This is a genomic window from Bacillus sp. cl95 (assembly GCF_900115925.1).
Lineage (GTDB): Bacteria > Bacillota > Bacilli > Bacillales > Cytobacillaceae > Neobacillus_A.
In genome coordinates this window covers 26,253-49,858 of record NZ_FOYF01000009.1, presented here as the reverse complement: position 1 = coordinate 49,858, position 23,606 = coordinate 26,253, and the positions used below count along the sequence as shown (strand labels likewise).

Annotated in this window: 22 protein-coding genes; 21 read left to right on the top strand and 1 reads right to left on the bottom strand. The window is 39.5% G+C overall.

The annotated features are described in order from the left end of the window. The first annotated feature begins 176 nt into the window (after nucleotides 1–176). Complete coding sequence (gene rsmI / locus BMZ31_RS18565) at nucleotides 177–1,049, top strand: 16S rRNA (cytidine(1402)-2'-O)-methyltransferase (RefSeq protein ID WP_090833433.1); 873 nt, start codon at nucleotides 177–179, stop codon at nucleotides 1,047–1,049. Between the two features lie 90 nt (nucleotides 1,050–1,139). Here the strand turns inward: rsmI and BMZ31_RS18560 are convergent, their stop codons facing one another. Beyond that, nucleotides 1,140–1,424 carry an AbrB/MazE/SpoVT family DNA-binding domain-containing protein gene (locus BMZ31_RS18560; protein WP_090833432.1) on the bottom strand — a complete coding sequence of 95 codons (285 nt, stop codon included), beginning with the start codon at nucleotides 1,422–1,424 and terminating at the stop codon, nucleotides 1,140–1,142. A gap of 507 nt (nucleotides 1,425–1,931) precedes the next feature. On the opposite strand from BMZ31_RS18560, the gene metG reads away from it, so the two are divergent. From metG to BMZ31_RS18460, 20 genes are all read left to right on the top strand, one after another. Then, on the top strand, nucleotides 1,932–3,896 hold the full coding sequence (gene metG / locus BMZ31_RS18555) for a methionine--tRNA ligase (protein ID WP_090833431.1): 1,965 nt from the start codon (nucleotides 1,932–1,934) through the stop codon (nucleotides 3,894–3,896). Nucleotides 3,897–4,030: 134 nt separating this feature from the next. Continuing rightward, entirely contained in the window at nucleotides 4,031–4,801 is a 771-nt protein-coding gene (locus tag BMZ31_RS18550; RefSeq protein ID WP_090833430.1) for a TatD family hydrolase, read from the top strand. Between the two features lie 234 nt (nucleotides 4,802–5,035). Further along, nucleotides 5,036–6,220, top strand: a complete 1,185-nt coding sequence (locus tag BMZ31_RS18545) for a G5 and 3D domain-containing protein (protein ID WP_090833429.1) — start codon at nucleotides 5,036–5,038, stop codon at nucleotides 6,218–6,220. 247 nt (nucleotides 6,221–6,467) lie between these two features. Next, nucleotides 6,468–7,028 (top strand): ribonuclease M5, encoded by a 561-nt coding sequence (gene rnmV / locus BMZ31_RS18540; RefSeq protein ID WP_090833428.1) that lies wholly within the window; start codon nucleotides 6,468–6,470, stop codon nucleotides 7,026–7,028. Beyond that, nucleotides 7,021–7,899 carry a 16S rRNA (adenine(1518)-N(6)/adenine(1519)-N(6))-dimethyltransferase RsmA gene (gene rsmA, locus BMZ31_RS18535; RefSeq protein WP_090833427.1) on the top strand — a complete coding sequence of 293 codons (879 nt, stop codon included), beginning with the start codon at nucleotides 7,021–7,023 and terminating at the stop codon, nucleotides 7,897–7,899. Before rnmV ends, rsmA begins: the two co-directional genes overlap by 8 nt. A 167-nt stretch (nucleotides 7,900–8,066) precedes the next feature. Further along, nucleotides 8,067–8,960 (top strand): sporulation peptidase YabG, encoded by an 894-nt coding sequence (gene yabG, locus BMZ31_RS18530; RefSeq protein ID WP_175478179.1) that lies wholly within the window; start codon nucleotides 8,067–8,069, stop codon nucleotides 8,958–8,960. Nucleotides 8,961–9,168: 208 nt separating this feature from the next. Then, a complete protein-coding gene (gene veg / locus BMZ31_RS18525; RefSeq protein ID WP_090833425.1) occupies nucleotides 9,169–9,432 on the top strand; it encodes a biofilm formation stimulator Veg in 264 nt (87 codons plus the stop codon). 119 nt (nucleotides 9,433–9,551) lie between these two features. Further along, nucleotides 9,552–9,728 (top strand): small, acid-soluble spore protein, alpha/beta type, encoded by a 177-nt coding sequence (locus tag BMZ31_RS18520; RefSeq protein WP_090833424.1) that lies wholly within the window; start codon nucleotides 9,552–9,554, stop codon nucleotides 9,726–9,728. 261 nt (nucleotides 9,729–9,989) lie between these two features. After that, on the top strand, nucleotides 9,990–10,859 hold the full coding sequence (gene ispE, locus BMZ31_RS18515) for a 4-(cytidine 5'-diphospho)-2-C-methyl-D-erythritol kinase (RefSeq protein WP_090833423.1): 870 nt from the start codon (nucleotides 9,990–9,992) through the stop codon (nucleotides 10,857–10,859). Nucleotides 10,860–10,917: 58 nt separating this feature from the next. After that, nucleotides 10,918–11,751, top strand: coding sequence for a pur operon repressor (gene purR / locus BMZ31_RS18510; RefSeq protein ID WP_090833422.1), 834 nt, complete (start codon nucleotides 10,918–10,920; stop codon nucleotides 11,749–11,751). A gap of 62 nt (nucleotides 11,752–11,813) precedes the next feature. Continuing rightward, nucleotides 11,814–12,188, top strand: a complete 375-nt coding sequence (locus tag BMZ31_RS18505) for a RidA family protein (RefSeq protein ID WP_090833421.1) — start codon at nucleotides 11,814–11,816, stop codon at nucleotides 12,186–12,188. A gap of 161 nt (nucleotides 12,189–12,349) precedes the next feature. Continuing rightward, nucleotides 12,350–12,640: a septation regulator SpoVG gene (gene spoVG / locus BMZ31_RS18500; protein WP_090833420.1), complete on the top strand. Its 291-nt coding sequence runs from the start codon at nucleotides 12,350–12,352 to the stop codon at nucleotides 12,638–12,640. Between the two features lie 202 nt (nucleotides 12,641–12,842). Then, entirely contained in the window at nucleotides 12,843–14,216 is a 1,374-nt protein-coding gene (gene glmU, locus BMZ31_RS18495; protein WP_090833419.1) for a bifunctional UDP-N-acetylglucosamine diphosphorylase/glucosamine-1-phosphate N-acetyltransferase GlmU, read from the top strand. Nucleotides 14,217–14,235: 19 nt separating this feature from the next. Beyond that, nucleotides 14,236–15,192 carry a ribose-phosphate diphosphokinase gene (locus BMZ31_RS18490; RefSeq protein WP_090833418.1) on the top strand — a complete coding sequence of 319 codons (957 nt, stop codon included), beginning with the start codon at nucleotides 14,236–14,238 and terminating at the stop codon, nucleotides 15,190–15,192. 156 nt (nucleotides 15,193–15,348) lie between these two features. Further along, on the top strand, nucleotides 15,349–15,984 hold the full coding sequence (locus BMZ31_RS18485) for a 50S ribosomal protein L25/general stress protein Ctc (RefSeq protein ID WP_090833417.1): 636 nt from the start codon (nucleotides 15,349–15,351) through the stop codon (nucleotides 15,982–15,984). A 226-nt stretch (nucleotides 15,985–16,210) separates the two neighbouring features. Then, nucleotides 16,211–16,774, top strand: coding sequence for an aminoacyl-tRNA hydrolase (gene pth, locus BMZ31_RS18480; protein WP_090833416.1), 564 nt, complete (start codon nucleotides 16,211–16,213; stop codon nucleotides 16,772–16,774). Nucleotides 16,775–16,886: 112 nt separating this feature from the next. Next, the gene (locus tag BMZ31_RS18475; RefSeq protein ID WP_090833415.1) at nucleotides 16,887–17,117 is read left to right on the top strand and encodes an anti-sigma-F factor Fin; all 231 of its coding nucleotides are present in this window, start codon (nucleotides 16,887–16,889) and stop codon (nucleotides 17,115–17,117) included. A 144-nt stretch (nucleotides 17,118–17,261) separates the two neighbouring features. Further along, entirely contained in the window at nucleotides 17,262–20,792 is a 3,531-nt protein-coding gene (gene mfd, locus BMZ31_RS18470) for a transcription-repair coupling factor (RefSeq protein WP_090833414.1), read from the top strand. Nucleotides 20,793–21,056: 264 nt separating this feature from the next. After that, nucleotides 21,057–21,593, top strand: coding sequence for a stage V sporulation protein T (gene spoVT, locus BMZ31_RS18465; RefSeq protein ID WP_090833413.1), 537 nt, complete (start codon nucleotides 21,057–21,059; stop codon nucleotides 21,591–21,593). Between the two features lie 390 nt (nucleotides 21,594–21,983). Next, nucleotides 21,984–23,606: a putative polysaccharide biosynthesis protein gene (locus BMZ31_RS18460; protein ID WP_090833412.1), complete on the top strand. Its 1,623-nt coding sequence runs from the start codon at nucleotides 21,984–21,986 to the stop codon at nucleotides 23,604–23,606.

The window sequence follows — 23,606 nt, the reverse complement described above, 5'->3', positions numbered from 1 at the left end:
GAGACCCATAGGCGCAAATGCGCTGAGGAGGCTGACCGCACGCCCGATAAGAATTTGCCCATGAAAAAGCCTGCACTAGGACTTTTTCATAATTCGTCCGCGGAAAACGAGCATCCTGGAGCGGAAATCAACAAGTAAGTATAACAGAGCCTTATTTTAAGAAACGGGTGGATATGATGTGGCAACAGAAGAGCTTTGAAAATGAAAATAATAAGGGTATTCTCTATTTGGTACCGACACCCATAGGCAACTTGGAGGACATGAGTTTTAGGGCCATTCGACTGATGAAGGAAGCAAATTTCATTGCAGCAGAAGATACGAGAAATACTAAAAAATTGTGTAATTACTTCGAAATTGAAACTCCTATCGTCAGTTATCATGAACATAATAAGGAAGTAAGTGGGCAAAAACTAGTTAGTTTGTTGAAAGAAGGAGCAAAGATCGCCTTAGTAAGTGATGCGGGAATGCCAACGATTTCGGATCCAGGCTATGAACTAGTTACAGCAGCATTGGCGGAACAATTGACAGTTGTCCCACTACCAGGAGCAAATGCTGCCTTGACGGCCTTAATTGCGTCAGGTCTGTCTACGCAACCCTTTTTCTTTTATGGATTCCTTCAACGCCAGAAAAAGGATAAACGTAAAGAACTTGAACTCTTAAAAGGTCAGACAGCGACAATGATTTTATACGAATCACCGCACCGCCTAAAAGAAACACTTCAACTAATTTTAGAGGTGTTAGGAGATAGGCAGATAGTTCTGTGTCGTGAATTAACAAAGAAATTTGAAGAATTTATCCGTGGTACTGTTCAGGAAACTCTTCATTGGGCAGAGAATGAAGAAGTAAGAGGAGAGTTTTGCCTCATTATCGAGGGTGGGCTAGCTGTTGAGGAAGAAGCGGATAACTGGTGGGAGAATTTATCTATTGAGGAACATGTAAACCATTATATGAACAAGGAAAATGCCAATTCTAAAGAGGCAATAAAACAAACCGCTAAGGACCGCGGTGTTCATAAAAGGGACATCTATCATGCCTACCATATAGAATAATAAAAGGGCCAATCCGCAATGAATGTGGATTAGCCCTTTGTTTTATCAGAAATAAATTTGGTGCGGTTTGCTTAAAAGCAACCGTCCTAATTATTTTACAAGTTCAAAATTGCTTTGGATTTCTTGAAGTAATTGTTCTGCACCTTCACGGCTAAGGATCAATTTACCGCCAGCTAAAGTGATGTTGTTATCAGATACTTCACCTGTTACTTGGCAAGTCATGTTTGGCTTATATTTTTTCAAGATGATTTTTTCATCGTCTACATAAATTTCAAGAGCGTCTTTTTCTGCAATACCCAATGTACGTCTAAGTTCGATTGGAATTACCACACGACCTAGTTCATCAACTTTACGAACGATACCTGTAGATTTCATAATAAAATGTTCTCCTCTCAATTTAAAGCTTGTGTCTATTTATCTATTTTTCTCTTTTTTTAATTCGTCATTATTCGACAAAATACTTACAAATTCATAATACCAGCCATTCCCATAAACGTCAATTACTTTCTCTGTAAAAATAATAGTAAATTTCACCCATTATCAATAAAGATGATTATACTGCGGTTCTTTGTGTCTATTTTTAGAATTTAGAGGAAATTCACGCTTTTGAAATTGGAAATTACAATAATATTTCATTAAGTGTGATTCGACATAAAACGACAAAATTCCTTGCTACTATATATATTTCGATACAACTGAATATTATTTGGGGGTAAGAAAATAATTTGATTTCATTCCATGAGTGGGCAACTTTACCATTCTATTGCACTTTCGTGGTTTTTTAGGTATATTTTGAGGATATAAGAGGCAAAGATGAAAGAAAAATGAAAGTGTTAGAACGGGTAACTGAAATACGCTTTTTGACCATAAGGAGTGACAAAAATGGAAGACAAATTAAAGACATTTTATATTACGACCCCAATCTATTACCCAAGCGGGAATTTACATATTGGGCATGCATACACAACTGTAGCAGGAGATGCGATGGCAAGATATAAGCGCTTACGTGGCTATGATGTTATGTATCTAACAGGAACAGATGAACATGGTCAGAAGATACAGCGTAACGCCGAAGCGAAGGGTGTTACCCCACAACAATATGTAGATGAAATTGTTGATGGAATTCAAAGTTTATGGAAAAAGCTTGATATTTCCTATGATGATTTTATTCGTACAACACAAGATCGACACAAGCAAATCGTTGAAAAGATATTCGCCAGACTCTTGGAACAAGGCGATATTTATATGGATCAATACGAGGGTTGGTATTGCACCCCTTGTGAATCGTTCTTTACAGACCGCCAGCTTAACGAAGGCAATTGTCCTGACTGTGGCAGACCGGTAGAGAAAGTAAAAGAAGAATCTTATTTCTTTAAAATGAGCAAGTATGCTGATAGATTGCTGAAATATTATGAAGAAAATCCTGATTTCATTCAGCCAGAATCCCGTAAGAACGAGATGATCAACAATTTCATCAAACCTGGACTTGAAGATTTAGCTGTTTCAAGAACGACGTTTGATTGGGGAATTAAGGTTCCTGGCGATGCGAAGCATGTTATCTACGTTTGGATTGATGCTTTATCAAACTATATTTCTGCTCTTGGTTACGGCACCGAAGAAGATGCGAAGTACTTAAATTATTGGCCAGCTGATGTGCATCTTGTTGGTAAAGAAATTGTTCGCTTCCACACAATCTATTGGCCTATTATGTTAATGGCACTCGATGTTCCGCTTCCGAAAAAAGTATTTGCGCATGGTTGGCTTCTCATGAAAGATGGAAAGATGTCCAAATCGAAGGGGAATGTTGTTGATCCAGTAACATTGATCGATCGTTACGGCTTAGATGCGTTAAGGTATTATCTGTTACGTGAAGTACCATTCGGTGCTGATGGCGTATTTACACCAGAAGGGTTTGTAGAACGCATTAACTTCGATTTAGCCAACGACCTCGGAAATCTTTTGAACAGAACGGTTGCTATGATAGATAAGTACTTTGATGGTCAAATTCCTACGTATAATGGTTCAATAGGTGAGTTCGACAGTCAATTGCTTGAGATGAATCAAGAAACTGTAACGAAGTACGAAGAAGCAATGGAAAAAATGGAGTTTTCTGTTGCACTTAGCGCTATTTGGCAATTAGTCAGTCGCACAAATAAATATATAGATGAGACCCAGCCATGGACATTGGCTAAGAATGAAGATCGTAATGAAGAGCTTGCAAGTGTGATGGTTCACTTAGCTGAATCATTGAGAAGAGTAGCAGTTCTTTTAAAACCTTTTCTCACTCGTACGCCTGGAGAAATCTTCAAGCAGCTTGGCGTTGAAGATGAAACACTTCAGACTTGGGAGAGTTTAGAAAAGTTTGGCTCAATCACTGAAGGAACAAAGGTAGTAAAAGGAAATCCTATTTTCCCTCGACTTGAAATCGCTGACGAAGTGGAGTATATCAAGGAACAAATGCAAGGCCCTGCCGCTCCAAAGCAAGAAGAAAAGACAACTGAAGTGATGGAAGTACCTGAAAGTGAAGAGATTTCAATCGATGATTTCATGAAGATTGATTTGCGAGTTGCTGAAGTCATTCATGCAGAACCTGTGAAAAAGGCAGATAAGTTGTTGAAATTACAGTTAGATTTAGGATATGAAAAGCGCCAAGTAGTTTCTGGAATTGCGAAGTTTTATAAGCCAGAAGAATTGATCGGACGTAAAGTAATCTGCATAACGAACCTTAAACCAGTTAAGTTGCGTGGAGAACTTTCACAAGGAATGATTCTAGCGGGCTCTAAGGATGATGTTCTTTCATTGGCAAGCGTGGATCAATCCCTTCCAAACGGTGCAAAAGTTAAATAAAGAATTTTTTTAATATAAAAAGACAAACAATAAAAACATAGGAATGTTCCACGTGAAACAAGAAAATAGTGGAAATTCCTATGTTTTTTCATCAATAAAAAAATATTGAAATATAATTCTTGAAGGAGCTTGTTATGTTATTTGATACACACGTGCATTTAAATGCGGAACAGTTCAATGAAGATTTGAAAGAAACTATTGAAAGAGCCCTCGATGAAGGAGTTACGAAAATGGTTGTAGTGGGTTTTGATCGTCCAACCATTACGAAGGCAATGGAATTAGCGGAACGATACGATTTTATATATGCTTGTGTAGGTTGGCATCCTGTTGATGCCATTGATATGACAGATGATGATTTGAAATGGATTGAGGAGTTGGCATCGCATCCAAAGGTAGTTGCCATTGGGGAAATGGGTCTTGATTATTATTGGGACAAGTCCCCTAAAGAAATTCAAAAAGAAGTATTCCGTAAACAAATTCGTCTGGCTAAAAAAGTGAAGCTGCCGATCGTTATCCATAATCGAGATGCGACATCAGATATCGTGGAAATACTAAAAGAGGAAAATGCTGCCGAAGTAGGTGGTATTATGCACTGCTTTAGCGGAAGTGTCGAAGTGGCTCGTGAATGCGTGGAGATGAATTTTTATATCTCTTTAGGTGGTCCTGTTACTTTTAAAAATGCCAAAAAACCAAAGGAAGTTGCGGCTGAAATCCCATTAGAAAAACTTCTGATAGAAACTGATTGTCCATATTTGACGCCGCATCCATACCGAGGGAAACGAAACGAACCTGCATATGTAAAATTGGTTGCAGAGCAAATTGCTGAAATAAAAGGGCTTTCCTTAGAAGAAGTGGCTAATGCCACAACTGAGAATGCGAAAATAGTTTTCGGCATAAATCGCTAAGAAATCTTGTCGATTGACAAGGAAGTTTGTCCTAATTTTTTAAGATTATTAATTGTTCTACATGTCTCCTTTTCTACATAGGATAACCGTGTCGATAAGTTTCCCTTTGCATCTTGTCCCAGTTTATGCATAATTAGAAATACGTTCCAGCAAGGTGTAAAGGTTGACAGCCGGCAACATAGTTCTTTATAATCACTCCAAGAAAAGGAGGCGTTTTTCATCGTATTTAAAAACATGAAAAACCTGTTTTCCAAGTCTTTGAGTAACAAGAAATGGGCTCTAGTTTTTACTAGTTTCCTAGTTTTTGCAGCATCTCTTGGGTTTCTTTTTTATGAGGGATCGAAAAAGACAGTTGCATTAACTTTGGATGGAAAAGAGCAAGTCATCAAAACACATGCAGATACAATCCAAGAAATTTTCGATGAACTTAATATTTCTTTACACTCTGAAGATTTTGTCTCTCCCCAAAAGGGAAGTAAGGTAACCGACAATTTAAAAGTTGTGTGGAAGCCAGCAAAACAGGTTCAAATGGTTACAGAGCACGAGAAGAAAACGGTTTGGACAACAGCCGATACGGTTGCTGAGCTCCTCAAAGAGCAAAACATTGTACTAGGTGAACACGATCAAATCCAACCAAAACCGCAAGATGCCATTAAGAATGAGATGAGTATTGCCATTCAAAGAGCTTTTAGTCTCATAGTCTCAGATGGAGGAAAGCAACAAAAAGTTTGGTCCACTTCGGCTACGGTCGCTGACTTTTTAAAACAGCAAGGTATCACACTAAATGAATTAGACCGAGTTGAACCGTCATTAAACGAGACAGTGAAAGAGAATGCCGTTATTAACGTCATTCGAGTAGAAAAAGTCACCGATGTAGTGGAAGAACCAGTTGAATTTGCCGTTGTTTCAAAGCAAGATAGTCAATTGCAAAAAGGGACACAAAAAGTTGTGACGGAAGGCCAAAATGGTCTGATTACGAAGCAATATGAAGTCGTACTAGAAAACGGCAAAGAAGTATCCCGAAAATTGATTAGCGAGAAGAAAGTGAAAGAAAAGCAAGATAAAGTAGTGGCTGTGGGGACAAAAGAAATTGTCAAGCAAGTTTCACGTGGAGATAGCAGTGAGTCGGGAAAAGAGTTTTATGTGAGCTCAACGGCGTATACAGCTAACTGTAATGGTTGCTCTGGTACTACTGCAACCGGTCTTAACTTGCGCTCAAATCCAAATGCCAGGGTAATTGCTGTTGATCCTAGTATTATACCTCTTGGAACGAAGGTATACGTTGAAGGATACGGATATGCAATTGCAGCTGATACTGGATCGGCCATAAGAGGGTTTAAAATCGATGTATTTTTCTCTTCTAAATCTGATGCATATCGATGGGGAAGAAAGAAAGTAAAGATTAAAATCCTAAATTAGTTTTTTGATGCAGGGGAGAAATCCTCTGCATTTTGTTTTTTATCCGGAAATGATTATACTAGTCAGCATATTAAGATTCAATAGGATATAATAAGCATATTAGGAAATTTTATTTCACTTATTAAGACGCTTGAAAAGGCCCAAAAGTTTCAAAGTTTTTTTAGATTTTTATTGTTTTTTATGTTGAAGCAAAAGGTTATTTAAGATAAGGTGCCTTACGCTTTTCTTAGGAGGTACAGTTTAACTTATGAAAATCCAAGAGATTATTGTGGTTGAGGGAAAAGATGATACAGCAGCTATCCGTAATGCGGTGGATGCTGATACGATAGAGACGAACGGTTCAGCCATTAATGAAGAAACGATTGAGAAGATAAAGTTGGCACAGAGCACGAGAGGTGTCATTGTTTTCACAGACCCAGACTTTCCAGGTGAAAAGATCAGAAAGACAATTGCAGAACGCGTGCCAGGCTGTAAGCATGCATTCTTACCGAAGGAGAAAGCTATCCACCGAACTGGCAAGGGTTTAGGTGTAGAGCACGCAAGCCGACAGGCCATTATCGAAGCGTTGAAGGACGCTTATGAGATGAATGAACAGATCGAAGAAACAATTACACAAGAAGATCTAATTTCAGCAGGACTCATTGGTGGTGCTGGTTCTAAAGAGCGGAGGATACAGTTGGGTAAGCTGCTAAAAATCGGCTATACGAACGGCAAACAGCTACATAAGAGGCTAATGATGTTTCAAATCAGTCAGCAGGATTTTGCAAAGGCACTTGTGGCCATACGTCAGGAGGAAGAAAATGCATAAAGATATTGCAACACCCGTTAGAACGAAAGCCATTATGGAGAAGTATGGTTTTTCTTTTAAGAAAAGTCTCGGACAAAATTTCTTGATTGATACGAACATATTGAGAAAGATTGTTGATGCAGGATTATTATCTGAGTCTTCCGGTGCCATTGAAATTGGACCTGGTATCGGGGCGCTTACTGAACAACTTGCTAAAGTCAGTAAAAAAGTAGTGGCATTTGAAATTGACCAACGCTTATTACCTATCTTGGCAGACACATTGTCACCTTATGACAATGTGAAAATCGTTCATCAAGATGTTCTAAAAGCAGATGTGAATCAAATTGTCGCAGAGGAATTCGAAGGCATTTCTGATTTGATGGTTGTGGCCAATTTACCGTACTATGTCACTACACCTATCATCATGAAGCTCCTTGAAGAGAAAGTGCCAGTTCGAGGCATGGTAGTCATGCTACAAAAAGAGGTTGCAGACAGAATCTCAGCTAAGCCAGGGACAAAGGATTATGGTTCTCTTTCTATTGCCGTGCAATACTACACGCAGCCTGAAACGGTCATGATTGTACCAAAGACCGTTTTTGTACCGCAACCAAACGTGGATTCAGCAGTTATTCGTTTAACGAAAAGAGACAAGCCTGCCGTTGATGTAAAAGATGTGGACTTTTTCTTTACGGTTACGAGAGCGAGTTTTGCTCAAAGGAGAAAGACCTTGTTAAACAATTTAACGAGTCAATTGCCAGAGGGGAAACAAAAGAAAGAAGAAATCCTTGCAGCGCTGGAAGAAGCTAATATCGAGCCTTCCCGCAGGGGAGAAACGCTTTCGTTAGAAGAGTTCGGTCGATTAAGTGATGCATTATATCCGCATTTCCACTAGATCCATTCATTAGAATGGGTCTTTTTTTATGAAAAGTACAGCGTTTTGATCAATCATTCGGTGAATTCAAGAGCAATTTAAAACTCCTTATGTAACAGGTTATTAGGTTTTCGCATAGCTTATGAAAGAAACATTATCGGAGGGCCAATTTTGGTCTCAATGGAGTGATGACAGTGGATATTAATAAGATGGATATTGTCGGTAGACTGTCATATAATTGTGATCTTTTATTCCGTGTAATAGACATTCAAGAATCAAATGGCAAGAAAATAGCCATTTTGTTCGGGGAAGACTTACGCATTGTCGCAGATGCACCCTACGAAGATTTAGTGATTATTGATCAAAAGGATCGCTTGAAGCTTACTCAGGAATATCGGTCCCTTGAAGAGCAATCCCTTCAACTATTCCGTCAAGATGTAAGTTTATTAAAACAGCGCCGTGAATATGAGGTATCAGGAGGATATTCAAAACCGTCGAACTACTTTCAGATTCCAGGAAAGGTTCTGCACCTCGATGGAGATGCGTCATATTTAAAAAAATGTTTAACATTGTACGAAAAAATAGGAGTTCCTGTAATGGGGGTTCATTGCAACGAAAAAGAAATGGCAGAAAAGGTTGGACAGCTTATTGAAGATTATCGCCCGGATATACTTGTTGTAACCGGACATGATGCTTATTCAAAAGCAAAGGGGAAATTATCAGATATCAACTCTTATCGACATTCAAAGCATTTCGTCCAAACTGTAAGGGAAGCTAGGAAAAAGGTACCTCACCTCGATCAGTTATTTATTTTTGCAGGAGCCTGTCAATCCCATTTTGAATCGCTCATTTACGCTGGAGCAAATTTTGCAAGTTCTCCATCAAGAATTAATATTCATGCCTTGGATCCGGTTTATATTGTATCTAAGATTAGTTTCTCGCCTTTCATGGAAAGAATCAATGTTTGGGATGTGCTAAGGAATACTTTAACTGGTGAAAAGGGGCTCGGTGGAATCGAGTCTAAAGGAGTATTGCGTACTGGTATGCCTTATAAGCCGATAGTTGAAGAGAATGAAGAATAGATGACAAGCAGGTACTAACCGTTCCTGCTTGTTTTTCCGTTTTTTACATAATCGTATTATGATATGGATATAATAAGTTTTGTTGAAAAATGGGAGAAAAAGCAGAAGAAAAATTATTGACAATCTTTTTGCGGGACTGATATAATTTATGCTTTTGTTTGACACTAGTGTGTCAGAGTGTTATACTTTACATAGTGAGGTGGACCGAATGCCAAAGACCTTAGCCGATATTAAACTGGCTCTCGATTCAAATTTAGGGAAAAGACTTTTGCTCAAGGCGAACGGTGGACGTAGAAAGACGATTGAACGTTCCGGAGTTTTAGCAGAAACTTATCCATCCGTATTTGTAATTGAACTAGATCAGGATGAAAATGCATTTGAACGCGTATCATACAGCTATGCGGACGTTTTAACAGAAACGGTTCAAATTACCTTCTATGAAGATGCAGCAGGACATTTAGCTTTAAGCTAAGATATATCGCTTCAAGCGAGGCAGTGGATAATGATTCCACTGCCTTTTGATTTTGTGATGAAAAACTCGTCAATTAACCATACTAATAATGCCGCAAGTGATGAAAGGGGCTGTTTTGGATGGGTAGAAGAAGAGGTGTCATGTCAAGCTCTTTTAAAGAGGAACTCGCTAGGGAACTTGGTTTTTATGATGTTGTTCAAAAAGAAGGCTGGGGAGGAATCCGAGCTAAAGATGCGGGTAACATGGTAAAACGTGCGATCGAACTTGCTGAACAACAGCTAAGAAGCAAACGCTAGTAATGACTTTTGAGCGGAAGTGGCTCGCTTTATCTTCAGAAAACTAAAACGAGAATTTCACTGCGGTAAAAGGTCGAGGCGTAAGCCTTGGCCTTTTTTCAGGTCTTTAAAATTATTATTCGGTTTTTTTCTACAAAAAATGAACAATATATATAATTTTTTGATGAATAGTTCAGATTCTAACGTCTTACATAGTCGATTTTGTGGTAAAATAGGACAAAATATTGAGATCGTTGGAAAACTCAAAAGTAGGTGGACGAAGTGAAGCTTTTGGTAAAGGCACCGGCTAAAATCAACTTAACATTAGATGTTTTACACAAACGTCCAGATGGCTTTCATGAAGTCGAAATGATCATGACAACCATCGATTTAGCCGATCGCCTAGAATTAACATTATTGGATTCAGATAAAATTACGATTCTTTCACATAATCGATTCGTACCGGATGATCAACGGAATTTAGCTTATCAGGCTGCAAAGTTGTTGAAAGAACGGTTTAACGTAAAGAAAGGTGTAGCGATTTCCATCGAGAAGACGATTCCGGTGGCAGCTGGTTTAGCAGGTGGGAGCAGTGATGCCGCTGCTACATTAAGAGGGTTGAATAAGCTTTGGGAGCTTGGTCTTTCGTTGGACGAATTGGCAGAGTTGGGGTCTGAGATTGGCTCTGATGTTTCTTTTTGTGTATACGGGGGAACGGCCCTTGCAACGGGCCGAGGAGAAAAGATTGCACAATTGCCAGTACCGCCAACTTGTTGGGTCATTCTTGCTAAGCCATTCATTGGTGTATCTACGGCAGATGTATATCGACGTCTGGATTTGAGTACAATGAAGCACCCGCAAACAAGCGAAATGATTGCTGGGATTGAGGAAAACGACTACCACAAGGTTTGTCAAAACGTAGGGAACGTTCTTGAAGAAGTAACGTTGAACGTGCATCCAGAGGTTGCACAAATAAAAGATCAGATGAAACGTTTTGGTGCCGATGCTGTCTTGATGAGCGGCAGTGGTCCTACTGTCTTTGCCATCGTTCAGCATGATTCAAGAATGCACCGTATTTATAATGGTTTGCGTGGATTTTGTGATCAAGTATTTGCTGTGAGGATGCTCGGAGAAAGACATACGCTTGATTAAATCCGTTTATTGATGCTGCCATTTCTACATTAATAATATTCGGTTTTAGGAGGATTTCATGAAATTTCGTCGCAGTGAACGTTTAATCGACATGACGAATTATTTACTCGAGCATCCAAGTCAGCTTGTACCACTGACTTTTTTTGCTGACCGCTATGGATCTGCCAAGTCATCGATTAGTGAGGATCTTGGGATCATAAAAGAAACCTTTGAACAAAGAGGAATTGGAACGCTACAGACAGTACCTGGTGCTGCTGGTGGGGTAAAATACTATGTGAATGTCAGTGATGATGAGGCAAAGCCATTCGTTGCAGAATTATGTGAAATGATTGCCACTCCAGATAGACTTTTACCTGGTGGCTATTTATATATGACAGATATATTAGGGGACCCGGCTATCGTACAGAAAGCGGGCCGCATAATTGCTTCTGCTTATGCTCATGAAAAGATCGATGTCGTCATGACTGTAGCAACGAAGGGAATACCATTGGCCTATGCAGTAGCAAGTCAATTAAATGTCCCTGTTGTCATAGTAAGAAGAGACAGTAAAGTGACAGAGGGTTCTACAGTTAGTATTAATTATGTTTCTGGGTCAGCAAAAAGAATCCAAACAATGCTCCTGTCAAAACGCAGTTTAGCTGAAGGGTCAAAAGTGCTGATTGTCGATGACTTTATGAAAGCTGGCGGTACTGTGATGGGTATGATCAGTTTGCTAGAAGAATTCAATGCCCATGTAGCAGGGATAGCAGTACTGATTGAAGATGAAAAGATTCAAGAGCGCCTGGTAGACGAATACATATCCCTAGTCCAATTATCAGACGTAGATGTAAAAGAGAAGAAAATCAATGTAAGAGAAGGCAACTATTTTGTAAAAAAGAATGAAAAAGTTTAAGCTGTTTTTAACAAAGATTACTGTTTAGTTGAGCTTGCGATTTTCTAATAGGGGGAATTGAGATGAAAGTAGTTCAAACTGTTCATGCTCCAGCGGCCATTGGTCCTTATTCACAAGGTATCGTTGTAAATAATATGTTCTATAGTTCGGGACAAATCCCGTTGACTGCGGAAGGAACAATGGTTGAAGGTGATGTGAAAGCTCAGACTCATCAAGTGTTCAAAAATTTGCAGGCAGTTTTGACGGCCGCAGGTGCTTCTTTTGAAACAGTGGTAAAAGCAACAGTATTTATTAAGAATATGGATGACTTTGGTGCGATAAATGAAGTGTATGGTGAGTACTTTGCTTCTCATAAGCCTGCTCGTTCTTGCGTAGAAGTGGCAAGATTACCAAAAGATGCTGAAGTGGAAATTGAAGTTGTAGCGCTCGTTAAATAGGACGAGCGTTTTTATTTTGCCCATTTATTCAAGAATTTTACAAAAATTCATCAAATAGACCTAATTTTTCAAAAAAATTTTACAATTAAAGAAGGAATATTCATTCTTTTGTAGAATTTAATTAACTAGATTTTATATCTACAGAAAAGGGTGTGAACCACATGGAAGTAACAGACGTAAGATTGCGACGCGTTAATACAGATGGACGTATGAGAGCGATTGCCTCGATTACATTAGACAACGAGTTTGTTGTTCATGATATTCGAGTAATTGATGGAAACAATGGTTTATTTGTAGCAATGCCAAGCAAACGCACTCCAGACGGAGAATTTCGTGACATCGCTCATCCAATCAATTCAGGAACACGCGGAAAGATACAAGAAGCAGTGTTGGCTGAATACAATCGCGTTGGAGAGTTAGAAGTCGAGTTTGAAGAAGCCGGTGCTTCCTAAGCAATAAGACATCAAGGGCCTACCTCAAAAGTAAGGCTCTTTTTATTTTTCTACCCCTTTTTCCCCCAGGTGACTCCTCTTTATTCATTATTTCTGTAACGATATTTTGACAAATATATACACTTTACTTCATTCCTTGAAATAAGAGGCTATTTAAGATAATATTTTTAATGGATAAAAAGGTGAAAATGGAGGCCTGTACATGTTTAATCGATATGCCGTAATCTTAGCGGCAGGGCAAGGAACGAGGATGAAATCAAAGCTTTATAAAGTTCTCCATCCTGTGTGTGGAAAACCGATGGTTCAACATGTTGTGGATCAGATTTCAAAGCTTGATATAAAAGAAATCGTGACTATTACTGGACACGGTGCAGAGCAAGTGAAATCCCAGCTTGGAGAGCAAAGCCTGTATGCCTTACAGGAAGAACAGCTTGGAACTGCTCATGCTGTTATGCAAGCTAGTGATATGCTCGAAGGTAAAGATGGAGTCACAATTGTTGTTTGTGGAGATACACCTCTAATCAAAGCAGAGACGATGGAAGCCCTCTTTAAGCATCATGAACAAACGTCAGCAAAGGCAACGGTCTTAACGGCACAATTGGCTGATCCAACAGGATACGGCAGAATTATCCGTAATGAAAATGGCCATGTTGAGAAAATTGTTGAACATAAAGATGCAACCGCTGAAGAACGGAAAGTCGATGAAATCAATACAGGGACTTACTGTTTTGACAATCGTGCTCTTTTTGAAGCAATCAAGAATGTTTCAAATGAAAATGTACAAGGTGAATATTATTTGCCAGATGTCATTGAAATCCTTAAAAACCAAGGGGAGATTGTTTCAGCTTATCAAACGGCAGAATTTGAAGAAACTCTTGGTGTAAATGATAGAGTGGCACTTGCTGAGGCTGAAAGATTGATGCGTTTGCGCATTAATGATTTGCACATGAGAAACGGTGTGACTTTAATAGACCCAGCAAACACGTATATCGGTGCAGAAGCAGTGATCGGTCAGGATACTGTTATCTATCCAGGCACAACGATTACTGGCAAAACGTTTATCGGTTCAGAGTGCAAAATTGGACCTAATACAGAAATTGATAGCTGCTTAATTGGAGATAATACGGTAATTAAGCAATCAGTTGCACACCAAAGTTCAATAGGTTCTGAAGTAAACATCGGACCGTTTGCACATATTCGTCCAGAATCTGATATCCAAGACGAAGTAAAAGTCGGCAATTTCGTGGAAATCAAGAAAGCAAGCTTTGGAAAAGGAAGCAAAGCTTCTCATTTAAGCTATATCGGTGACGCAAATGTCGGCAGCGATGTTAATATTGGATGTGGTACGATCACAGTCAATTACGATGGAAAAAATAAATTCCTAACTACAATTGAAGACGGCGTATTTATTGGCTGTAACTCAAATCTTGTAGCTCCGGTAACAGTTGGAAAAGGTGCTTACGTGGCCGCGGGTTCTACCATTACGGAAGATGTACCAGGTGAAGCATTATCAATCGCCAGAGCACGTCAGGTAAACAAGGAAAATTACGTTCAAAAGCTCAATCTTAAGAAATAGTGATTATTGGAGGTCCATCATGTCAAATCAATATTTAGATCCTAATTTAAAAGTTTTTAGCTTGAACTCAAACCATGAACTTGCTGAAGAAATCGCAAAAGTAATCGGTGTAGAGCTTGGGAAATGTTCTGTAACAAGATTCAGTGACGGAGAAATTCAGATTAATATCGAAGAAAGTATTCGTGGCTGTGATGTTTTCGTTATTCAATCTACAAGCGCACCGGTAAATGAAAACATCATGGAACTTCTTATTATGATTGATGCTTTGAAACGTGCTTCTGCAAAAACGATTAATATTGTTATGCCTTATTACGGTTACGCACGACAAGATCGTAAGGCGCGTGCCCGTGAGCCAATCACTGCGAAACTTGTAGCTAACCTACTAGAAAAAGCAGGAGCAACACGTGTCATTACCCTAGATCTACATGCACCGCAAATCCAAGGTTTCTTTGACATCCCGATTGACCACTTAATGGGTGTGCCTATTCTCTCTGAGTATTTCAAGAACAGAGAACTTGGTGGGGATATTGTTATTGTTTCTCCTGACCATGGTGGTGTTACACGTGCCCGTAAGATGGCAGAACGTCTAAAGGCTCCGATTGCGATTATCGATAAACGTCGTCCGAGACCAAATGTAGCCGAAGTTATGAATATTGTTGGTAACATTGAAGGAAAAGTAGCGATTTTAATTGATGACATCATTGATACTGCGGGTACAATCACACTTGCTGCCAATGCATTAATTGAAAACGGTGCTTCTGAAGTTTACGCTTGCTGTACACATCCTGTATTATCAGGTCCAGCAATCGATCGCATTCAAAACTCAAAAATTAAAGAACTTGTTGTGACAAATTCTATCGCTCTTTCAAAAGAAAAGAAAACAGAGAAAATCGTTCACTTGTCTGTAGCTCCACTGATTGGTGAAGCGATTATCCGTGTACATGAAGAGCAATCAGTAAGTACGCTTTTTGATTAAGAATTAGTGGATTTAGCTTCCTCGTTTTGCCTGGAATTTTCTCCTGCATGTGAAGCAGTTTTTTATTGAAATGAAACTTAAGCGTTTAGACTTTCCTATTTTGGGGCAATTTTTATATAGACAGTCTTTGGACTAAAATAGGAAGGGGATTTCATAATGAGTACTTTACTGCAAGCAAAGGAACGTACAGAATTTAAGAATTCTGAACTAAGGAGATTGAGACAGGAAGGGAATATTCCCGCAGTCGTTTATGGATCTAAATTAGCTAGTAAATCTGTTTATATAAGCGCTTCAGAGTTTCTGAAAGCCATCAAAGAAGTAGGTAGAAACGGTGTTATCTCCCTTGATCTTGATGGTGCGAAACAAGACGTAGTGTTAAGTGATTATCAGGAAACTGCAATGAAGAAGGAAATTATCCATGCTGACTTTCTAGCTATTGATAAGTCGTCTGTCATCAATGCAGATGTACGTATTACACTTGTTGGAGATGCAGCAGGCGTAAAAGATGGCGGGGTCATGCAACAAGCCCTTCATCAAGTTTCCGTAACAGGCAGACCTGCTGAAATTCCTCAGGAACTTGAAGTAGATGTAACAGCACTTCAAGTGGGTGAGACCATTACAGTAGCGGATTTAACCCCTGGTGCTGACTTGAAGGTAAACCATGAGGATGAAGAAGTCATTGCATCCATTCTTCCACCAAGACAGGAAGAAGAGATTAATTCAGGCGAACAGCAAGATGGCGGTACGCCTGTTAATGAAGAAGGAAGAGAAACACCAGCTAGCGGAGAATAATGTAGGAGACGTAACCCATATAACGGGTTACGTCTTTTGTGGTCTTTTCTTTAAAAGATAATTAAGTATATAAATTTTACGTGGATAACTGTCTAGCTCCAGCGCCCAGCCCCTCGGGATCATAAGCCAAACCGCTACAGAAATCAGGATTTCCTGCGCGCTTCGTCTTATGCCTGTCGGGGCTAATCAGGGCGCTTGCGCTTTTCTTGGGGGAGTGAGAAATAAAATGAAATTAATAGTTGGCTTAGGTAATCCAGGTAAGCTGTATGCTCAGACGAGGCATAACATAGGTTTTGATGTTATTGATGAACTGTCATCAAAGTTTCAAATTCCACTTGATCAACAAAAGCATAAAGGCTTGTACGGAACAGGCTTTCATAAAGGTGAAAAGATTTTACTACTCAAACCCCTTACATATATGAATCTATCCGGTGAAAGTATTCGTGCAGTAATGGATTATTATCAAATTGACCTTGAGGACTTACTTGTCATTTATGACGATCTCGATTTGCCGGTTGGGAAGCTCAGACTTCGTCAAAAAGGCAGTCCGGGTGGCCACAATGGCATTAAATCTACTGTGGCTCATATGGGTTCACAACAATTCAATAGAATTCGAATCGGAATAGACCGTCCTAAAAACGGGATGAGCGTTTCTGATTATGTTTTAGGAAAGTTCTATAAAGAAGAACAAGAGTTAATGAATGAAGTGATCAAGAAGAGTGCAGAGGCATGTGAGGCATGGCTGGATAAGCCCTTTTTACAGGTAATGAACGATTTTAACCAATCTTAAAATTTGGTACATGAGTTTTCTTTTACTTTCATACAATGAAACAATATGAATAAGTTCCTTCCAATGCGTGAATAATAGGGATATTGAATGCCTTGCAAAGGGAGGGACAGGCATGGCCATACATTACCAATGCCGTCATTGTGGTTCGAAAATAGGGTCTTTAGATCAGAAATCCATTCATGCGGAAGCATTAGGGCTACATAAGTTAACCGATCAAGAGAGAATGGAAATGGTCACTTATGATTCAGGTGGTAACATTCATATCACATCTATTTGTGAAGACTGCCAAGAGTCGCTGGAGCGTAACCCAGACTACCATCAATACGATTTTCTTATACATTAACAAGCTTTGGAGAACGCATCCAAAGCGTTTTTCTATTTTGAACTTTTGAAATTTTTTAATAGAAATGCATCTGTAAAGTTAGGGCGCTATTGGTTGAGAGATCCATATAGCGCTACTTCTTTTCGGCTGAAGGGAGGCGCGGTTGTGAAAGGTCTTAAGAATTTATTTTATCAACAGGACGATATACGGTCGGTTTTAACCGGAGTAGAAGAAGGCTTAAAAGAACAGTTGGTAGCCGGATTGTCTGGGTCTGCGAGAACCGTCTTTATCGCATCAATATATGAACAGACAAGAAAGCCTATCCTGATTGTGACTCACAATCTATTACAAGCTCAAAAGCTTTATGAGGATATGATCAATCTAGTAAATGAACAGGAAGTATTTCTGTATCCTGCCAATGAACTGATTGCAGCGGAAATGAGCATTGCCAGTCCAGAATTACGCTCGCAAAGAATTGAAGCCTTAAATCATTGGAGCAAACGGACTGATGGTATTGTCATAGCACCAATGGCAGGCTTACGTAAACTGCTGCCACCTAAAGACAAGTGGGAGCATTATCAATTGGAGATTAAAGCTGGCGAAGATCTCGATGTACCAGTAGCTTTAAAGCTTTTTGTGAAAATGGGATATACACGAACAGAAATGGTCTCTACGCCTGGTGAATTCAGTGTAAGAGGTGGAATTCTTGATATCTTTCCCTTAACCGAAGCAAATCCTATTCGAATAGAGCTGTTTGATACAGAAGTTGAATCGATACGCACTTTCTCTTTGGAAGACCAACGTTCGAAGGAAAAGCTTTCTGACGTAATGATTGGCCCAGCTTCGGAAACACCGATTGAAGGACTTGATTATGGGAGAATCATTGAACGATTAGAGCAAGGATTGTCTCAAAGCTTAAAGAAGATAAAGAATGAAAAAGCAAAATTGCAGTTATCTCAAAACATTGGTTACGAATTGGAACAGTTAAGGAACGGGCAAAAACCTGATCAGCTTTTTAAATACCTTTCACTCGCTTACGAAAAAGCTAATAGTTTACTAGATTACCTTCCCGCCAATGGTCTACTTTTTATCGATGAAATTAGCAGGGTTCAGGAGATGAATGATTCACTTGAGAAAGAAGAAGCGGAATGGTATACCTCTCTCCTAAGTGAGGGGCAGATTATCCATGATTTGATGATTTCGCACAACTTACATTCCTTGTTGCAAAGGAAATCGGTCCCAATTCTTTATTTGTCACTTTTCTTACGACATGTTGCCAATACGAGTCCGCAAAACATCATTAATGTTTCGTGTAAACAAATGCAAAACTTCCATGGTCAGATGAACGTGCTAAAATCTGAGATTGAAAGATGGAAGAAGGGCAATTATGCAGTGCTTTTCCTCGGTCCAGATGAAGAAAGGGTCAAGAAATTAGAACGTGTTTTGGAGGACTATGAGGTTGAGGCAACGTTCTTGAAAGAAGATCAGGATGTATTGCCTGGGAAGGTCCAAATTGTGCGTGGAACACTGCAGTCCGGTTTTGAGCTGTCAATTCAGAAGATTGCAGTTATCACGGAAGAGGATCTTTTTAATAAGAAAACAAAGAAAACAGCCCGTAGACAAAAGCTTTCAAATGCAGAAAGAATTAAAAGCTATTCTGAACTGCGTGTTGGAGATTATGTTGTCCATGTTAATCACGGAATCGGTAAATATCTAGGAATTGAAACTCTTGTTATTAATGGCATTCATAAAGATTACCTGCATATTCGTTATCATGGTACAGACAAATTGTATGTGCCAGTTGAACAAATTGACCTTGTTCAAAAGTATGTAGGTTCGGAAGGTAAAGAGCCGAAGATTTATAAACTTGGAGGAAGCGATTGGAAACGGGTTAAGAAGAAAGTTGAATCTTCTGTCCAAGACATCGCTGATGACTTAATCAAGCTTTATGCTGAACGTGAAGCGGCAGTTGGTTATGCTTTTTCACCTGATGGAGAAATGCAAAGAGAGTTTGAATCGAATTTCCCTTACCAGGAAACGGAAGACCAAATCAGATCGATTCATGAAATCAAAGTCGATATGGAAAAAGAGCGGCCGATGGATCGATTACTTTGTGGTGATGTGGGTTATGGAAAAACGGAAGTGGCGATAAGAGCTGCTTTCAAGGCAATTGCGGATGGAAAACAAGTCGCTCTTCTCGTCCCAACTACTATTCTTGCGCAACAGCATTATGAAACGATGAGGGAGAGATTTCAAGATTATCCGATTAACATCGGTTTGTTGAGTCGTTTCCGTTCAAGGAAACAACAGACAGAAACGCTGAAAGGTTTGCAGGCTGGAACGATTGATGTCGTAATCGGGACCCATCGATTATTATCCAAAGATGTTATTTACCGCGATTTAGGATTGTTGATTATCGATGAAGAACAAAGATTTGGTGTTACTCATAAAGAAAAAATCAAGCAGTTAAAGACAAATGTAGACGTGCTGACGCTGACAGCCACTCCAATTCCAAGAACATTACATATGTCCATGCTAGGCGTAAGGGACCTGAGTGTTATCGAAACACCGCCTGAAAACCGTTTCCCTGTCCAAACGTATGTAATGGAATATAACGGAGGACTTGTACGTGAAGCCATTGAGAGAGAGTTGGCTCGTGATGGGCAAGTGTATTTCCTATACAACCGTGTAGAAGATATCGAGCGAAAAGCTGAAGAGATCTCCATGCTTGTTCCTGATGCAAGAGTCGTCTATGCGCATGGACAAATGTCCGAGAATGAATTAGAGTCCGTCATGCTTAGTTTCCTTTCAGGAGAGGCGGACGTTTTGGTCAGCACAACGATTATAGAAACGGGTGTCGACATTCCTAATGTGAATACATTAATTGTTTTTGATGCCGATAAAATGGGCTTGTCTCAACTTTATCAGCTTCGTGGACGTGTTGGACGTTCGAATCGGGTGGCATATGCTTACTTTACTTATAGAAAAGATAAGGTCCTTACTGAGGTGGCGGAGAAGCGTCTACAAGCGATTAAAGAATTCACCGAACTTGGATCAGGGTTCAAAATTGCGATGCGCGACTTATCGATTCGAGGAGCAGGGAATCTGTTAGGTGCCCAACAGCATGGGTTTATAGATTCTGTCGGTTTCGATCTATATTCTCAAATGCTCAAAGAAGCCATTGAAGAAAGAAAAGGGGACATCAAACCTCGACAAGCTTCAAAGGTGGAAATCGATCTTGTCATCGACGCGTATATTCCTGATAGTTATATTAAAGACGGCCATCAAAAAATCGAAATGTATAAACGTTTCAGAGGTATTCAGACACTAGAGGAAGTAGAAGAGCTTCAGAAAGAAATGCTCGACCGTTTTGGAGAGTACCCGGATGAAGTATCATACTTATTCCAAATTGCAGAATTAAAGGTTTATGCGGCAATTACAGGAGTAGAGTTGGTCAAGCAGACGAAAGATGAAGTAGTCATCCTATCCTCGGAAGAGGGAAGCATAGGAATAGATGGCGGGCGCATTTTCCAAATTAGCACTGAATTTGGCAGAATGGTTGGACTCGGCATGGAAGGCAAAAAGTTTAAGATGACTCTCAAAATTAAAGGTGTCGAAACAGCTACATGGCTACATGCTGCCTTCGAGATGGTTCGAGGATTGCAGAAAGCCAAGGATAGAGAACAGGCGTTATAAAACAAAAAATGTAATCTATTTGTAAAAAAACATACGTTTTGACAATCTATACTAAGGGTATTTCATCTAATAATAACCTGGATGTTAGAGTTGGTATCTTTATCCTTTTTTGGAATCTTTATTACCATTCAGAAAAAATTTAAGATTGTGCATAGAACTTTCCATATGAAAGATACTAAGTTCAAACTTGGTGATGGTTTCTAATAAAGGAAATAAAGGTCATTGCCATTTTCTAATCATCAGATGAAAGTGAGGCAACATTGGATGAAAGCAACTGGTATTGTTCGTCGAATCGATGATTTGGGTCGTGTAGTCATTCCTAAAGAGATCCGCAGAACTTTGCGTATCCGTGAAGGTGACCCACTAGAGATTTTTGTGGATCGTGATGGTGAAGTCATTTTAAAGAAATATTCTCCTATAAGTGAATTAGGTGACTTCGCAAAAGAGTATGCTGAAGCTTTGTTTGATAGTCTGGGTAATCCGGTTCTCATTTGTGATAGAGATTCTTATATTGCAGTTGCTGGCGGATCTAAAAAGGACTACTTAAACAAAAATATCAGTGAGCTAGTTGAAAAAACAATGGAAGAACGAAGTTCCGTGCTAAACAATCAGCAAGGTAATCTATCGCTCGTTGATGGAAATGAAGAATCTCTTTCTTCTTATACAATTGGTCCAATCATCGCTAATGGTGATCCAATTGGGGCAGTTATCATTTTTTCTAAAGAAGGTTCACTTGGAGAAGTGGAGCAAAAAGCAGTGGAAACAGCTGCTGGATTCCTTGCAAGACAAATGGAGCAATAAACATTATCATATTTTTATTTAAAAAGGCAGCGATATGCTGCCTTTTTCTGTTGAGAAAATAGTGTGTCGACCTTACCGCGGGAGGCTTCGACTTCACTAAGCGAATCAAAAGGGCAGTGAAGCCTTTCATACTAGATAAGAAAGTAGAAAAATTAAACGGAGATAGCTGTCTAGCTCCAGGCCCAGCCCCTCGGGGTTGTTTCCAGAAGCCGAAACAGCCTTAATTGTTTTCTAAAGCCAAAACAATTTTGGTCATAAGCCAAATCACTCCTGAAATCAGGAATTCCTGCGCGTTTCGTCTTATGCCTGTCGGGACTTACCAGGGCGCTTGCGCTTTTCGTATATTACCTGTGCTATAATATCTTGAGTTCGACTGGAAGGAGATGGGGAATGAAGCCTGATAATCAATCGAAAGAGCTTTTTAAAGGCATCTTTATTTTAACCATTGCAGCACTTCTCACCAAGATATTAAGTGCATTTTATCGAATCCCTTTTCAGAATATCGTTGGGGATGTTGGATTTTACATATATCAGCAAGCATATCCATTCTATGGGTTGGCAGTCGTATTAGCTACGACAGGTTTTCCAGTGGTCATTTCGAAGCTTTATGCTGAATTTAGGGAGAAAGGTGATGTCGAAGGGGGACAACGTTTTTTGTTCCAATCCTTCTTTATCCTGCAAATTATAGGAACCATTCTCTTTCTTATCTTATATGTAGGCTCCGAAGAAATCGCTAGGGTAATGAATGACCCAAGCTTGGCCATTTTATTGAAAGTGGTTTCGATTGTCTTTCTTACCTTTCCACTTATTGCTGTATTGCGTGGCTATTTTCAAGGGAAGGGGAATATGCTGCCGACTGCTGTTTCTCAGGTTGCCGAGCAAGCGGTTCGAGTAGGAACCATTTTGCTGCTGGCTTTTCTGTTTACACGAGCAGGCTACTCAAAGTATCTTATTGGGGCGGGGGCAATGTTCGGTTCCATTACGGGAGCGATCGTTTCAGCATCTTTGCTCTTTATATACTTAGGGATGCAAAAGAAGAAGCAGAAAAATCTATCATATTTTAAGATACGCAACAGTTTTTATGATTTGAAAAAGACTTCGGTCGTCTTATCCGTTCAAGGATTGGCGATATGTATTACAGGGGCTTTGCTTATTTTCATTCAGTTGGCAGATTCACTTAATCTTTACTTCTTGCTAACTGAGAATGGGTTAGAGAAAGAAACAGCAAAAGCCTTAAAAGGTGTGTATGATCGCGGACAACCGCTTATTCAACTTGGTACCGTAGTGGCAACATCGATATCCTTAACCCTTGTCCCACTAATTACTGCAAAAAGAATGAATCAGAATACGGAGTTTATACTCCATAAAATCGGCTTGGCAGTTAAAATAAATATTGTAGTGGGTCTTGCTGCTACTACTGGGTTATGGGCCATCATTAAGCCAACAAATATCATGCTTTTTAAGAATAGTTTGGGTTCAGATGTATTGGGCATACTCACCACTGTGATTATCTTGAATTCGCTTTTAGCGGTCATCATTGCTATTATGCAAGGAATCGGAATAATGATGTTTCCAGCCTTGGTAATCTTCCTGTGCTTACCTGTTAAATATATGTTGAACAATTTACTAATTCCGGCATATGGAACCTCAGGTGCAGCGATTGCAACCATTATCACCATTTGTATGGCAATCATTGTGTTGCGCATTAGGTTACTAAAGGCCATACCACAAAAATTGGTCGACCTTCCTTTTATCAAATCGGTTTTAATTGCCACTGTGATCATGTTTCTCGTGTTGAAGGTGTATATCGCTATTTCAGGCGGTCTTTATGATTTCTTCCCTGATGAGCGCATGGCTGCAGCCTTACAAGCCATATCAGCTGTAATTTTCGGAGGGCTTATCTATTTGGTACTGATTATTAGGCAATCCGTTTTTAATATATCCGAGTTAATGTTGTTGCCTTTTGGCAGCAAGCTCCTGTTATTTTTGCCAAAACATAAAGGGAGGAAATGA